This is a genomic window from Brevibacterium sp. S111 (genome assembly GCF_004745075.1).
GTDB lineage: Bacteria > Actinomycetota > Actinomycetes > Actinomycetales > Brevibacteriaceae > Brevibacterium.
Map to the genome: position 1 here is coordinate 11,065 of NZ_RHFH01000018.1, position 15,384 is coordinate 26,448.

Sequence of the window (15,384 nt, forward strand, 5' to 3'; positions counted from 1 at the left end):
CACCGAGCCGAACGTCGGCCGAGGCCGCCGACAACGGTCCCCGAGTGCACAGGGGCGGAGCCGATATCAGTTCGGCTCCGCCCCCGTTCTCATCTCAGGCTCGAGACTTCATCACATCGGGGTGGTCTTCCGTCGCCTCGAGACGAGGACAGCAGCGATTCCGCCCCCGATGAGAAGCACGCCGAGGAGGCCGAACGTCACAGCCCCGGCAGCACCTGTCCGCGGCAGATGATCATTGCCATTGCCGTGACCGTTTGCGTCACTGTCACTCGCAGACCCATCGGCCGAGGTGGTGCCACCGTCCGACGCGCTCGACGCGTTACTGTCCGCGGCGGGATTCGTCGAGACATCTTCACGCCCCTCGGGATCGGTCGAGGCCTCCCCCGCCGGGTCAGTCGACGCTTTCCCCTCAGGATTGGTCGACGTGTCGGCATCAGGATCGGCAGACGCCTCCGCCGCTGGGTCAGTCGATGCCTTCGCATCCGGGTCAGTCGAGACATTCCCGTCCGGATCGGCCGCGGTATCAGCGTCAGGATCAGTCGATGCTTTCGCATCCGGGTCGGCCGCGGTGTCCGAATCCGGATCGGCAGCAGTGTCAGCGTCAGGATCGCTCGCGGTGTCCGCATCAGGGTCAGCCGCAGAGTCCGCGTCCGGGTCAGTCGCGGTGTCGGCATCAGGATCGGCCGCAGTGTCCGCGTCCGGGTCAGTCGCGGTGTCAGCGTCAGACTCCTGCGATGCCTCGGATTCGGCGTTCGGGTCGGTCGACGCTTCTGCATCTGGATCTGCGGAGGCATCGCCGTCCGGATCGGCATCGGCACCGGTGCTCTTCGTGTTGACGATGTCGGAGAACGTCACGACCCGCTTCTCGCCACTGATCGTCACCGTCTGCGTCTCATCCGAGAGTGCATAGCCCTCGGGAGCGCTGGTCTCCTTGATGGTGTAGTCGCCCCAGGCCAGGTCCGACACTTCGAACTGTCCGGCAGCCTCGTCGGCGTCGAGATCGCCGTTGTCGGTTACGACGAAGTCTTTGCCGTTCGGACCCGTGAGAGTGAACTCAGCTCCGGCAAGCGCTTTGCCGTCCTCATCGACCTTCTTCCAGCTCAGCGCCCCGGGGATCTGCTCATTGATGATCTGGCAGGTGACGATCGCGTCCGTGCCGACTGTTTCGGTCAGCTGGAATCCATCAGCGATGTTCTTCGTGTCGACTTCACGTCCGTCTGCGGTGCAGACCGCGTTCGCACCGGTCTGCTGTTGCAGCCGGTAGCCTTCCTGCTGCTCTTCGGTGGCCTGCACTCCATCGGCAGGAGCCTTCAGTTTGAAGCTCACCGTACCGTCGGCGTTCGTGGTCTTCTCGGCCCCGTCCACCGCATCCGGAGACGAGATCGCCCAGCCTTCGCCGGGATGCTTCTTCGTCTCTCCGTGGCCCCCGACTCCGGGATCGATGAGCTTCGTGACATTGAGTGTGCCGCGGCAGCTCTTCGTGGCGATCTCGCGCAGCTGTTTGGTCAGTGCGGAGTAATCGGAGATCACGTAGTAGTCGTCGCCTGCTGTTTGGCCGGAGACCAACTTGATGTTGTCCTCATTGATCTCGCTGCCCACCCCGAGGCCGACGACCTTGGTTCCCTCGGATTTCAGCGCGTTCGCCGATTCGATGGCTTTGTCGATGTCGATCTGGTCGGTTCGCGTACCGCGGTCGGTGTTGCCCCTCTCGGATCCCGGCACACCGTAGGCCGTGGGTTTGCCGTCGGTGACGAACAGCACCAGATCATGGCTTGTTCCGTCGAGCTGTCCGAGCCCCCGGTCCCAGTTCGTGCCTCCCGCGTCCTGCGGAACTCGCCGGAGTGCATCGACCCGGTCGTTGAGCTCGCCGACGGAGTCAGAGGTTGCAACAGATGTGCTGGCGATCGGGTCATTGGTGCCATCGGGTCCGAAGGTCGCGAAGGTGTTGACGGACACTCTGCTCGGAGTTCCGGCCAGGCCCTCGGTGACAGCCTTGGCCGCCGTCTTCGAATCATCGACGTCACGATCGGACAGGGAATTCGACAGGTCGAGGACGACCCCGATATCGAGACCACACTTGTCTGCCAATGAGGGGTTCGGCTGTGGTTCGGGGGCCGCCTGCGCGGGCGAGACGGCCGCGCCGAGGAATGCGAACGAAGCGAGAACGGACGACGCGAGGATCGCGGCTCCGTGCTTCGTGAGGGGATGTCGCTTCAGGGACAAGGAGTTGCTCCTTCGGAACGGTCCCGCCGCCTCGGCGTTCTGCGAACGACAGGCGAGGGGATGCACTGGAAATGATGTGAGGTGGCCCTGCAGCCACGTGGTTCCGCAGGGCCGCCTCGGTGAGTCCGGGACTCGGAGGGGACCCGAATCGGCTGTTGTACAACCGCCGGCTCGGGCATGGAGCGGCCTTGGGTCTTGACCTCTCCATAGACTGAGACCCGTGAGCGGCCGCATTCGTTCGCGAGTCGAGAAAAGTTTTTTCTCCGCCGCACAGGTCCGAAACCTCGCCGCCACCCGCCGAGACGCCAATGTTTGGGAAGCCGAGAATTCCTGCTGTATAGTTTCAGCATTCCCCCGAAATACCCCGGTACTGTTCCCCGAATCACAGTCGAGGTCCCCGATATGCATACTCGAAAACGACGTCCGTACCGCTGCTTTGAGGCACCGGGCCGATGACCGAGGCGTTGTCGTCTCCGGCCGACGGTTCCCCGTCCTCAGCCGGGTTTGCGCACTCGAGCAGCACACTCACTGACGCCGAGCTCTGTGCCCGCATCCGTCACCATCGACCCGATTCCTCAGCAGGACGGGCGGCCTTCGGTGAGCTCTATGCCCGGCATCGGCTGCCCGCACTGCACTTCGCACTGCGCCTCAACAGAGAACGCGGTCGAGCCGAGGATGCCGTCGCCGAAGCCTTTGCCAAGATCTGGCGCGCCTGGGGACGGGGTGCGGGTCCCGAAGAGTCGTTCAAGCCCTACCTCATGGCCGCTGTGCGGTCCGAGTCGTACCGGCGCTCAGCGACGACCCGTGCCACCACGACCGTTGAACCCGAGGTGCTGACGTTCCTCGCCGACCCCGAACCGAGCGACCACGCCGCCGAGGTGGCTGAGCGAGACCAGCTTGGCCGTGCGTTCAGAGGGCTCCCCGATGCGTGGCAGAGCGCGCTCACACTGATCGACATCGACGGCGTACCGACCGCCGATGCCGCCGCATCGATGGACTTGTCCCCGAACTCCTTCAGCTCGCTTCTTCGGCGCGCCCGAGAAGGGCTTCGCGCCGCATACCTGCAGCAGCACGTCGAGCCGAGTCCACCGGAATGTGCGGAGTTCTCCGCCGACCTCGCGCGCTTCGTGCGCCATCAGCTGAGCCCGAAACGCGCCGAGGCGATCCAGGCTCATCTCAGTCAGTGCAGTCACTGCCGTCGACAGTCCTTCAGACTCCGCAGCCTCAACACGACGTTCCAGGCATGGATCACGCCTGCCGTACTCGCCGCCGCGCTCATCGAGATCGGCCATTTCCCGAAGGGCGGCGTGCTGCTGACGGGAACGAGCACGTTGAAGGCCGAATCCGGGGCTCAGATGGGAGCGGGCGCCTCTGAGCCACACTCGAGCGCACTCATCGGAGGCTCGAAGAGCGGCGTGGGCGCCGCAGGCGCGGGAAGCTCCGGGAGCGGCGGTGCGGGGATCGCAGCCGGAGTGTCGACACTCAAAGTCGCTCTCGCAAGCATCGCTGCCACCGCTGCCATCGCCGCCGGCACCGTCACTCTGGTGGATCTGCAGAACGATTCCGCCCCTCGTCCTGCCGCTGCGGCGGAAGCTTCTTCGGCACCCGCGCCCGCACCACTACCGATTTCTCCTCCGACCTCTTCGCCGCAGGCGGCGGTGCCGGATCGCGGCAGCGAGAACAGTGCGGACGCAGCCGAACGCGACGAAAAATCGGATTCCGTTCGCTCCGGCCCACCCGACGAGGCCCCGGCGCCGGACGCACACGATGAACATTCTCCGGTCCCACAGGAAGACGCTCAAACGCCGGCCCCTGAAGCGGAGAACCAGCCATCTGCACCGAGCGATGAGCCGGCAGGGACTCCGAGCGATAAACGTGCGGAGGCTCCGGGTGATGAGCCGGCAGAGGCTCCGGGTGATCGGGATGAGCCGGCAGAGGAGGGCGAAGAGCAGAAGCCCGCCGAGGAGGCGGATGAGTCCTCGCCTCCGCCGATCACCGATGCTGCCGACCCTGCACCGACCGAGGGACCGACGACTGCGGGTGATCCGGGACCGGAGCCCACGGAGTCAGACGCAGAGACCTCTGCCGCCTCGGATGGTTCCAGCGACTCGGACGATTCCGCCGACGCAGGCACCCCGTCCGACTCGGACGATTCCGCCGACGCAGGTTCTTCCGACGCCTCGGATACCGTGGGCGAAGACGGTGACGGGGGATCCCACTGCCACTACTTCGGCTGGTGGGAACACTGTCACTGAGCCTTCTCTGAGGAGCCCTACCCCCGCTGGTTCCGGTGAGCGTAAGCAACAGCCTCGGCCCGGCTGCGCACCCCGAGCTTCCGGTACAACGCCGACAGCCGGTTCTTCAGTGTTCCGGGCACGACTCCGAAGTCCCTGGCGATCTGTGCCACGGACTTCGGGGAGTCGATGGCGAAGAGCAGCGACATCTCGGCCGAGGTGAGGTCGGTCTGGAAGTCAGGCGGCACCGGCACCGTCTCGGGAAGCTCACGCAGCCGTCTCTGCAGTTCGGCCGCCGTCACCTCCTCGGCGCAGAAGGATCTGGCCAGGGCGCGCCATCTCGTGCATTCGGCCGTTGCGGAGATGAGCGCCTCTCGGGCGGCCTTCGACAGTTGGGCGACGGCGAGCGCCGAGGAGGTGATCGCACAGTAGTCGAGCATGTGGCCGAAGGCCTCGAATGCTTCGGCCGCGCGGCCTTCGTGGTGGAGCATCTCCACGCGCAGCGCCATCGCACAGCTCTTGATCCGGGGTCCCTGATCGCCATCGAGTATCTGCCCGGTGGTGGTCCACAGCCGGTCGTGCTGACCGAAGGCCAGGGCCAGGCGCGCCTTGATGATCGAGTATCCGGGACTCTCCGGGCCCATGTGATCGCCGAGGTCCTGCAGGCCCTTCGTGTCCCCCGCGGCCACCAGGACGAGACCGAGGATGTTGACCATGCCGGAGAAGCGCGCATTGGAAACCCCGGCCTGCGGCGAGAACCCGACCTCCTCGCTCTCGGCCAACAGCTTCGCCGCGATCGAGGCGTAGTCGAGGTACACATAGCTCAGGCTGTGGACGAGGTCGGGGACCGGACCGAGATACTGGGTCGGCCGTGCCGCCTCGAGCGCGGGTATGCAGCGCACGGCAGCGTCGACGTCTATCCGGTCGAGGCTGCGCATCATCTCGACGCAGAGGGCGGTGTGTTCATCGGGAAGCGAATCCATCCCGAACCGACGAGCGTTGACCCGCGCCTGCGCGAGCCTGCGATCCATGTCCACCCCGTGGCCGTGGCCCATTCCGGCCAGAGCCGTGACCACCAGTCCGGAGAGCAGGGGGTGGGGCGAGTTCGGTGTGTAGATCTCGGCGAACCGGACGACCTGTTCGAGCACCCTCATCGCTTCGGGAAAACGCCCGGCTGCGACCAGGTTCCGTCCGTGTTCGAGGTCGAGTTCGGCCTGCAGCATGAGCGTCGGCCCGGGTGCTTGCGCAGCGATCCGGCGCAGGCGCTGCCGCCCGAGGTCGATCACGTCCAGTGCTGCTTTGCTCTCGCGGTTCAGCCGATGCGAGCGCGCTTCGAGCATCGTCAGCACGCTCACCTCGTTCGCGGTGAGCGCATCCGCAGGATCGGCGGACAGCCGACCGGCCATTTCGGGCAGCACGATGCTGTCGAAGTCGGTCGCAGCCAGCAGCTGGGCCATGTCATCGGTGCCGAGCCGCAGACGGGTCGAGTCGATGCGGCGTGCCGCGCTGCGGGCCAGGGTGAGGATGGGGTTGCCGGCCAGCACATCTTCGGGGACGCCGAGGAGGGCCTCGATGGCGCCGGGAACGTCGACGAAGACGTTGACCGAACGCCGCGTCCACCCTCGTTCGAGGGCACGCCAGTCTCTGGTCTCGACGACGAGGTCGAGGATTTCACCGAGTCCGGCCCGACTCTCCGAACGCTGCCGGCCGACCGCATCGGCCACTGCCGCGCTGAGGGCCTGTCGGGGGCTCTTCTCGGCCAGATCCGCATCGACTTCGGTGACTCGGCGCATGAGGGCGCGGATGACAGCGGGGACGGCGAACACCTCATCGGTGCCGGTGGACACGGTGAGCAGGCCCTCTGCAGTCAGCAGTGAGGTGAGGTCCGCGGGGGCAGCCGTCGTTTCCACCTCGGCGGAGGCGAAGGCCGAATGGACCAGGTCGATCATGCTCGTCGTGATCTGCGGGGCCCATGAGAACAGGGCGAGCAGGTACAGGGCCCCGGATTCGCGCGACGGTCCGGCCGGGGTGGGTGTGAACTCGGGGCCGAGCATGGCGAAGGTGCGGTCCGGGTCGGTGTCGGCTGCCGGGAGACCGGCATCGCTGCGGCCTCTGAGAATGGCGCCGGCGATTCGGATCCGACCGCCGGTCGAGTGGCGCAGCCGGTCGACTTCGGCGTCGGTCAGGGACTCGCCGACCTCGATGGCTGCAGCGAATTCCGCCGCCGAGGCGGCGCGGGGACCGAATTGCGCCTCGAACGCCGAGGGCCGCCTTGAGGCCGGCGCTTCCGGGTTCTCGGGTCGTTTCGCGGGTTCAGCTTTCACAGATGGGGATCTCTTCTCTCATCTCGGCCAGAGCCGAGGCATGCAGCCGGGGAGCTGCGGGGATGGTCAGGGGCGTGCGTTCTCAGATTATGGCAGAGTTCGATCGTTACACAACCGAGACAACATCTGACGTTTTCAGTTGAAATTTTAACCTTAATTGATTGGTGGAACACCCCTCTTCAAGAATCCGGAAGTGATAATGACCCAGCAGCCTCCAGCGCCGATGAACTACCCGAGCCAGTGGAACCCTGCCCAGCCCTCATACGGACACAACCAGCCCACTGTCGGGCAGAAATCGTTTCTCGCTACATGGTTGCTGTCGTGGCTGCTCGGCGGACTCGGTGCCGATCGCTTCTATCTCGGGAAGATCGGAACCGGAATTCTCAAGCTCATCACCTTCGGCGGTTTGGGCTTATGGTCCCTCATCGACCTGATCATCACCCTGGTCGGCGCCCGGAAGGACAAGCAGGGACTGCCCCTGCAAGGCTATGACCAGCACAAGAAGACCGCCTGGATCATCACGGGCATCTTCTTCGTCCTGGGGCTCATCTTCGGCGGAATAGCCGCTGCCACCGCCCCCACACCACAGACCGACGATTCGTCGATCGTCTCCGAAGAAGAAGCCGCCGACGAAGCGCCCGTGGCCGAACCGGCCGAGGAACCTGCCGAAGAACCTGCCGAAGAACCCGCCGAGGCCGAGCCGGCCGCCGAAGAGGAACCTGCCGATGAGCCCGCGGAGGAAGAGCCCGCTGAAGAGCCGGCCGCGGAAGAGGACGACTCGAGCGTGCCCGCCGAGTACTCGTCCGCTCTGACCAAGGCCGAGACCTACTCGGACATGATGCACATGAGCAAGCAGGGCATCTACGATCAGCTGACGAGCGAATACGGCGAAGACTTCTCAGACGAGGCAGCCCAGTATGCCATCGACAACGTCGAAGCCGACTGGAACCAGAACGCCCTCGAGAAGGCCCGGAGCTACCAGGACGACATGGCGATGTCACCCAACGCCATCCACGACCAGCTCACGAGCGAGTATGGCGAACAATTCACCAGCTCGGAAGCCGACTACGCGATCGAACACCTCAACGACTGAGGCGGTTCACAGCCGCGGCCTCTCACGCGCGCCGAACAGTGCGTGATCTGCAAAGCGGGCGAAGGAAGCGATTCCTTCGCTCGCTCACAGCCACCGGTATTCGTACTCCGGTCGGCCCGGTGTTCCGTGGCGGGGCTGCTTGATCGCCTGCTTCGTCGCGACGAGATGTTCGAGGTAGCGGCGGACGGTCACGCGTGAGAGATCGAGCGCTTGTCCGACCTCGGTGGCCGAGACGGGAACCGCGGACTTGCGCACTTCGGCCGAGACCGTGTCGAGGGTTTCGGCGATCAGCCCCTTGGGCAGGCGTGTGGCCGAGACCGAACGCAGAGCCGACAGCGCATTGTCGACCGAGGCCTGAGTCGCCAATGACCCCGACCCCGTGAGCCCGCGGCGGAACTCCCGTGCGTTCTCCAGCTTCTCCCTGAACGCGGCGAAGCTGAAGGGTTTGATGAGGTACTGTGTGATGCCCGTTGCGATCGCCGAGCGGATCACCTGCAGATGCCGCACCGCGGTGATCGCGATGATGTCGACATCGCGGCCGCGGGAGTTCAACCGCCCGGCGATCTCGAGTCCGTGCGAGTCCGTGAGGTTCATGTCGAGCAGCACGATGTCGACGGCACGGCCCGCCTCGGCGAGGTCATCGAATGTCGTGAGCGCATCCCGGCCGCTCAAGCTGATGCCGGCGACGGCGAAACCGGGGATGCGGCGCACGAAGTCGGCGTGCGCCTCGGCGGTGGTGGGATCGTCCTCGACGATGAGGACCTGCAGCTGCGCTCCCGCCTCCACGGCGTCACTGTCCATCGTCGGCTCCTTCCCCATCGGCACCTGCCCCCAGTGGGAGTGTAACCGTGAAGATCGCACCGCCATCGGATTCGACATCGAGGTCCCCGCCGAGGCGGCGCACCGCCTGCCGCACCAGGACGAGTCCGAATCCGTGCTGCCCCACTCCCCCGCTGTGGGGTTTGCCCGAGGCGCCGAGGTGGAAGAGCGCGTCGATGTCCTCCGCGGCGACGCCGTCGCCGGAGTCGGCGATGGTGATGATGAGTTCCCCCTCGGCGGCGACGAAGTCGGCCCACACGTGCTTCTCCTCGGAGTCCGCGGCCGCGTCGAAGGCGTTGTCGAGGAGGTTGCCGGCGACGGTGACGAGGTCGCGGGCGTCGAGGCGCCCGGGCGGCAGTTCGCCGGTGGCGGTGACGGTGAGTTCGATGCCGCGTTCGTGAGCCTGGGCGGCCTTGCCGATCATCAGCGCGGTGATGAAGGGTTCGTCGAGCGCCCCGACGAAGGAGTCGGTGAGTCGTTGGGATTCCTGTTCGTCCTTGACCGCGAAGTCGAGTGCTTCCTGGGCGCGGCCGAGTTCGATGAGAGTCGAGACGGTGTGCAACCGGTTCGCGTGTTCGTGCGTCTGCGCCCGCAGCGCCTCGGACAGGGTCGTCATCGTCGCCAGCTCCCCGGTGAGCTCCTGGATGTCGGTGCGATCGCGCAGGGTCGCCACCGTGCCGCCGCGCCCGGCCCCGCGGCCGCTGCTTCCCCTGCGTCTGCTGTGCCCCCTGCGTCTGCCGCGACCGCGCGCAGCCTGGGAGGTGCCGCTGCTGCGCGGCTGGCTCGCCGTCTTCTGGCTGATGACGAGGACTCGGTCCTCGGTCAGGTGGATTTCGTCGACGGCGACTCGACCGCTCGACAGCAGGTCGCGCACGGATTCGGGCAGGGCCACCTCGGCGAGGGCGATGGGGGTGGACTCATCCGGCTCGGGCAGGCCGAGCAGGGCGGCGGCCTCGTCGTTGTAGAGGACGAGGCGACCGGAGTCATCGGCGAGGATGAGCCCCTCACGCAGCGAATGCAGGGCCGAATCGTAGAACGCGAAGAGCCGCCTGAGCTCCTCGGGACCGTAGCCGAGCGTCACGTCGCGCAGATAGCGGCTGAGCAGCCAGGAGCCGAGTCCGCCGAGAGCGATCGCGGCGAGCGCGACGATGATGATCTGCGGCAGCGACGCCGCCTGCGCCACGGACAGGGTCTCAAGGGTCACGCCGACGGCGACCATTGCGGTGACCTCGCCGTCGGCGTCCTCGATGGGCACGATCGCTCGCACCGAGGCGCCGAGCGTGCCCACGTACTCCTCGGTCTGGCTGTGACCGGCCCGGGCCCGGTCGGTGGATCCGAGGTAGTGCCTGCCCAGCTGAGCAGGGTCCGGGTGGGTGTAACGGGTGCCGTCGCGATCCATGATCGTGATGAAGTCGACCTCGGCGGTGTCGATCACGGTCAGTGCGTAGGGCTGCAGTTGTGCCGAAGGATCGTCGCCGGTCACCGCCGTGTTCACGAACGGGTCGTGTGCGAGGGTCTCGGCGATGCTGAGCACCCGTTCGGCGGTGGCCTGGCGGATATTGCCCATGGTCGTCACATAGCTGGTCACCGACAGGGCGGTGCAGACGAGGATGATGAGGACGAGTTGGACGAGGAAGAGCCGCCGGGCCAGAGGGCCGCCACGGGGGCGGAATCGATCCCGATTCCGCCCGACCGTCACTTCTTCTTGCCGCCGGAGATCAGGAGAGCCAGTCCGATCGCGGCCAGCCAGGTGTCCTTGGCCACGGGGATGCCGTCCTCGGACGGGCGGATTCCGTCGTCCTCGGTCATCGAGTCGATGGAGAAGTAGTTCGCGACCAGGCCGGCGGCGAAGGTCGTCAGCGCAGCACCGGCGATGCGGGTGGGCACGAAGGGAAGCAGCAGAGCGGATCCGACCGCAACCTCGCCGTAGCTGAGGAACTTCCCGAACTGGGACGCGGTGAGGTTCTCGACCATCGGCACACCGTTGGCGGCCATCTGCTGGAGGCCCGCGGCGGTCTCCTCATCCATGCCGAGCTTGCCGATGCCCGAGTTGAGGATGAAAGCGCCGGGAACCGCGCGCAGAAGTGCTGTGCTGAGTTTCATAACCTGCTCCTTCGTTGTGGGATTGTCGCTGAGCCCAGACTATCCGTGAGGGTCCGAAGGCGCCACAGCCTCAGCTCTGCGTACTGATGCGGATCCGTTCGATGAGATCGTCGAGGGCGTCGTCGAACTCGCGCTGGGCGTGGTCTTCCATGAGCAGGTTCTGCAGACGCTGCACAGTCGGGTGTTCGGCAAGATCCGTGGAATGGCTTTCGCCCTCCTCCCCCAGGACCTCGGGGGCCGTCGACGCGACCTGGAGCAGCAGGGCTCCGACGAGGAAGCTGGTGAAGGCTTTGTAGGCGGCCACGGCCTGCGCATCGGAGAAGCCGAAGCGCAGCAGCGACGACAGGAAGTCCTCAACCCAGCGCACGCTGCGCAGAGGAGGACGGAGCCAGGGAGCCTCCGGCGGCTGCGTCGCGATGAGCGGGAAGATCCGCGGATGCGCGCAGGCCAGGTTGCGCGTGGCATTGGCGACCCGCTGCAGGTACTCCTCCCAGGACTGGGAGTCCTCTGTCATGAGTTCGTCATCGAAGAGTCCGTCGATGAGCTCATCGACCATCGCTTCGAGCAGGTCCGCACGCCCGGAAACGTGCCGATACAGCGCCATCGCCTCTACGTCCAAGGCAGTTCCGAGGCGACGCATCGTGAGTTCATCGAGACCGCAGGCGTCGACGAAGGCGATCGCCGACTCGACGACCTGGGCACGATCGAGTCGCTGCTGAACCACGTGCACCTTCCTTCCCCTGCCGCAGATGACGCAGACCGGACGGTTTGCACGACCAGTCTACTCGGATGAGAAGTCACGTCGAGAGAAGTTCTTTGAATCAGATTACGCTGTAAACATCGCACGGAGCCCTAAGCTACCACCGCACCATTCGGACCCCGAACCCACCCATCCCGATCCACCGCAGAGATGACACTGTCGAGCACCCGGTCGACGTCGAGGTCAGCGAGGCGGTCGGCGACCATCGACATTGCGTGCCCGTAAATCTCTCTGCTAATTTGATTACACCGTAAACACAGCTGGCCGACAAGCCGCCACGCGCCCGTTCGACCACTACAGAGGAGTAGAGATGCCGGATTCCGAAAAGCATTCCTTCATCGTGGTGGCCGATCGCCTCCCCGTGGATCGCAACGACGGGACATGGGAGTTCTCCCTCGGCGGATTGAGTTCAGCCGTGGCGCCCGTCGTCCGCGACCACCGTGGCGCGTGGATCGGCTGGACCGGATCGCATGACGGTGACGGCACACCGTTCGACTTCGATGACATGCGGCTCATCCCGATTCCGCTGAGCGCCGACGAGCATCGTCGCTATCATGAGGGCTTCTGCAGCGCCACCCTCTGGCCTCTGCACCACGGCCTCTTCGTCGCTCCTCAGATCCATCGCTCGTGGTGGCGAGCGTATCGGGACATCAATGCCCGATTCGCGCAGGCCGCCGTCGATGCCGCAGCCCCTGATGCCATGGTGTGGGTCCACGACTACCACCTGCAGCTCGTGCCCGAGATGATCCGCGCCCAGCGCCCCGACATCCGCATCGGATTCTTCGACTACATTCCCTTCCCGCCCGTCGAGCAGCTGGCACAGCTGCCGTGGCGTGACGAGATCCTCAACGGCATCCTCGGTGCCGATGTCATCGGCTTCCAACGCGAAGACGATGCCTTCAACTTCCGTCGGGCCGTGCATCGGCTGCTGGGCACAGCCCCCGAGCAGATGGATAAGCACATCGGCTCCTATCCGACGTCGATCGACGTCGACAAGATCCGGGCTGCCGCGCAGTCCCCGTCGGCGCAGGCGGCCGCTCGGCGCATCCGCAAGGATCTCGGCGACCCCGATGTGCTCATGCTCGGCGTCGATCGGCTCGACTACTCGAAGGGGATCCTCCACCGGCTGCTCGCCTTCGAGGAGCTGCTCAATGACGGCCTCGTCGATCCGGCGACGACGTGCCTCGTCCAAGTCGCCGTGCCTTCGAGAGAAGGCGTCCCTGCCTACCGGGAGCTGCGCGACGAGGTCGAACACACGGTGGGGCGCATCAACGGCCGGTTCTCCACCCTCGGCCGGAATGTCATCGACTACTCGCATCGCTCCTATTCGACCGACATCGCCGTGGCACTGCACCTGGCCGCCGATGTGCTGCTCGTGACCTCACTGCGAGACGGAATGAACCTCGTCGCCAAGGAATTCGTCACTGCCCGCCGCGGTCGGGCCGGTGCCCTCGTGCTGTCCGAGTTCGCCGGCGCCGCCGACGAGCTGAGCCAAGCCGTGATCGTCAACCCCTACGACCGGACGGGACTCAAAGACGCGATCCGTCGGGCCGCCGAGATCGCCGCCGAGGGGACCCACGCCCACATCGATGCGATGGCAGACATCGTCGCCGCACACGACGCGCGCGACTGGGCGGAGACCTTCCTCGCCGACCTGCCCACCACCGCTGCCGCCTCGGTGCCGATGAAGCCCGACTGGTGAGCACCCCCCGTTCAACGTCACCGCACACCTACGCAGACCCCCTCGATCCTCGCCTTCAAGGAGCCGCGAATGTACACACTGCTCAACAACCAGGAGTCCTCGAAGTACGACCTCTACCTTCCCGGTCAGCTCGTCGCCGCGCTCCACTACAAGCTCGAGCGTGACGCCAACGAGGTCATGTTCATCTACTGCGAAGCGATCGAATCCACACAGGCCGATCGCCATCGCCGGGAACTCATGCGCAGGGCTGTCGAAGATGTCAAAGGCAGACGGCTCAAGCTCATCATCACCTGTCCGATCGCCCGCAAGACCCTCGAACAGGCGGACGCGCCTGCCCACGTCGAAAAGCCGCAGAAAGACACGCCGCACACCTGATCCTCCCCGCCTGCTCGCCGCCTCGGTGCTCGCGTCACTCCTTGCGTGAACACTATGAACGCAACCGAGACACCGGTCACATCCGCTGACAGAGTTGTCGCGTACATCACCACCGCGGCCAGCAGTCGCGTGCAATCACGCCCGCTGGCGGGTGCGGTTGCGAAGAAGCAGATGGAGGAATCATGGCAACGTCGCCACACCAGGAAAGCGGCTCCTTCGACAAGGAGATCGCCGCCGCTGCGAGCACCCCCGAATCGGGTGCACCGCAGCGGAAGAAGGACCGGACACACTGGCTCTACATCATGGTCATCGTCGCGGTCATCGCCGGCGCCGCCATCGGGCTCATCGCCCCCGAAGCCGGCATCGCGCTCAAGCCCTTGGGCACAGCATTCGTGGCACTCATCAAGATGATCATCGCCCCGGTCATCTTCTGCACCATCGTCCTCGGCGTCGGTTCGGTGGCGCGGGCGGCCACCGTCGGCAAGGTCGGCGGACTGGCGCTCATCTACTTCCTCGTCATGGCGACCTTCGCCCTGGTCATCGGCCTCGTCGTCGGCAACCTCATCCACCCCGGCTCCGGTCTGCACATCACCCCCTATGAGGAGTCCTCGGGCGGCGGGGAGAACGCGACCGTCGAGTTCCTCATGAGCCTCATCCCCGGTGACATCCCGGTCCTGCCGACCCTCGTGCTCGCGCTCCTCGTCGGTTTCGCGCTGCAGTCGATGGGCAAGGCCGGCGAGCCGGTGCTCACCGGCATCAAGCACATCCAGGCCGTGGTCTTCAAACTCATGATGATGATCATGTGGGCCGCTCCCGTCGGTGCCTTCGGTGCGATCGCTGCGGTCGTCGGTGCCACCGGCTGGGCCGCGATCGGTGCGATGGCGACCCTCATGGGCGCCTTCTACCTCACCTGCGCCCTGTTCATCGTCATCGTCCTCGGCGGGCTGCTCAAGGTCGTCACCGGGCTCAACATCTTCCTGCTGCTCAAGTACCTGGCGCGAGAGTTCCTGCTCATCTTCTCCACCTCGTCGTCGGAGTCGGCTCTGCCGCGTCTGATCGCGAAGATGGAACATGCCGGTGTCTCGAAACCGGTCGTGGGCATCACGGTTCCCACCGGCTACTCGTTCAACCTCGACGGCACCGCGATCTACCTGACCATGGCCTCTCTGTTCGTGTCCTCGGCCATGGGTATGCCGATGTCGATCCCCGAGCAGATCTCGCTGCTCGTGTTCATGATCATCGCGTCGAAGGGTGCCGCCGGTGTCACCGGTGCGGGCCTGGCCACCCTGGCCGCCGGTCTGCAGTCACACCGTCCCGAGCTGCTCGAAGGTATGGGCGTCATCGTCGGCATCGACAAGTTCATGTCCGAGTGCCGCGCCCTGACGAACTTCACCGGCAACGCTGTCGCAACCCTGCTCATCGGCAAGTGGACGAACGAGATCGACCTCGATGTCGCCCGCGCCACGCTGTCCGGTCAGAACCCGTTCGATGAGCTCTCGCTCGAGCCCGATGCACATGGTCCGGCGGAGACGGCGAGCGCCCCCGCACCGGACGAGAAGCAGATGGTTCCCGCGGCCGGCTGACGACGCGAACCAGCACCGTCAAGGTGACCTGACACGGGTGCCGGCACTGCCCTGTCGTGGGAGGGTCGGCACCCGTGTTGTTCCTCTGCGCCGTCGCCGAGGCGGCCGACCAGCACCCGTGAGACCGGCAGGCGCAGGCGCGCGAAGACACATAGAGTTGCCGGGTGG

Annotated in this window: 11 protein-coding genes; 5 read left to right on the top strand and 6 right to left on the bottom strand. The window is 65.7% G+C overall.

The genetic code is table 11. From position 1 onward, the window contains the following. Positions 1-111: 111 nt before the first annotated feature. Entirely contained in the window at positions 112-2,223 is a 2,112-nt protein-coding gene (locus tag EB836_RS16040; RefSeq protein ID WP_167854490.1) for a SpaA isopeptide-forming pilin-related protein, read from the bottom strand. Positions 2,224-2,675: 452 nt separating this feature from the next. Here EB836_RS16040 and EB836_RS16045 point away from each other — a divergent pair, with 452 nt between their 5' ends. Next, on the top strand, positions 2,676-4,478 hold the full coding sequence (locus EB836_RS16045) for a sigma-70 family RNA polymerase sigma factor (RefSeq protein WP_135542185.1): 1,803 nt from the start codon (positions 2,676-2,678) through the stop codon (positions 4,476-4,478). Between the two features lie 17 nt (positions 4,479-4,495). Here the strand turns inward: EB836_RS16045 and EB836_RS18535 are convergent, their stop codons facing one another. After that, a complete protein-coding gene (locus tag EB836_RS18535) occupies positions 4,496-6,781 on the bottom strand; it encodes a LuxR C-terminal-related transcriptional regulator (protein WP_240690068.1) in 2,286 nt (761 codons plus the stop codon). 223 nt (positions 6,782-7,004) lie between these two features. Here EB836_RS18535 and EB836_RS16055 point away from each other — a divergent pair, with 223 nt between their 5' ends. Beyond that, on the top strand, positions 7,005-7,874 hold the full coding sequence (locus tag EB836_RS16055; protein ID WP_240690070.1) for an Ltp family lipoprotein: 870 nt from the start codon (positions 7,005-7,007) through the stop codon (positions 7,872-7,874). An 84-nt stretch (positions 7,875-7,958) separates the two neighbouring features. On the opposite strand, the gene EB836_RS16060 is transcribed toward EB836_RS16055, so the two are convergent. The 4 genes from EB836_RS16060 to EB836_RS16075 form a co-directional block, all read right to left on the bottom strand. Then, positions 7,959-8,675 carry a response regulator gene (locus EB836_RS16060; RefSeq protein WP_135542187.1) on the bottom strand — a complete coding sequence of 239 codons (717 nt, stop codon included), beginning with the start codon at positions 8,673-8,675 and terminating at the stop codon, positions 7,959-7,961. Beyond that, positions 8,665-10,392: a sensor histidine kinase gene (locus tag EB836_RS16065; protein ID WP_240690071.1), complete on the bottom strand. Its 1,728-nt coding sequence runs from the start codon at positions 10,390-10,392 to the stop codon at positions 8,665-8,667. The genes EB836_RS16060 and EB836_RS16065 overlap by 11 nt, the downstream gene beginning before the upstream one ends. After that, positions 10,389-10,796, bottom strand: coding sequence for a hypothetical protein (locus EB836_RS16070; protein WP_135542189.1), 408 nt, complete (start codon positions 10,794-10,796; stop codon positions 10,389-10,391). The genes EB836_RS16065 and EB836_RS16070 overlap by 4 nt, the downstream gene beginning before the upstream one ends. Before the next feature lie 70 nt (positions 10,797-10,866). Then, on the bottom strand, positions 10,867-11,520 hold the full coding sequence (locus EB836_RS16075; RefSeq protein ID WP_205683394.1) for a TetR/AcrR family transcriptional regulator C-terminal domain-containing protein: 654 nt from the start codon (positions 11,518-11,520) through the stop codon (positions 10,867-10,869). Positions 11,521-11,866: 346 nt separating this feature from the next. Here EB836_RS16075 and EB836_RS16080 point away from each other — a divergent pair, with 346 nt between their 5' ends. From EB836_RS16080 to EB836_RS16090, 3 genes are all read left to right on the top strand, one after another. Continuing rightward, complete coding sequence (locus EB836_RS16080) at positions 11,867-13,258, top strand: trehalose-6-phosphate synthase (RefSeq protein WP_135542191.1); 1,392 nt, start codon at positions 11,867-11,869, stop codon at positions 13,256-13,258. Between the two features lie 69 nt (positions 13,259-13,327). Further along, positions 13,328-13,633 (top strand): hypothetical protein, encoded by a 306-nt coding sequence (locus EB836_RS16085; protein WP_135542193.1) that lies wholly within the window; start codon positions 13,328-13,330, stop codon positions 13,631-13,633. Positions 13,634-13,935: 302 nt separating this feature from the next. Next, positions 13,936-15,216, top strand: coding sequence for a cation:dicarboxylase symporter family transporter (locus EB836_RS16090; protein ID WP_240690079.1), 1,281 nt, complete (start codon positions 13,936-13,938; stop codon positions 15,214-15,216). Positions 15,217-15,384 lie beyond the last annotated feature (168 nt).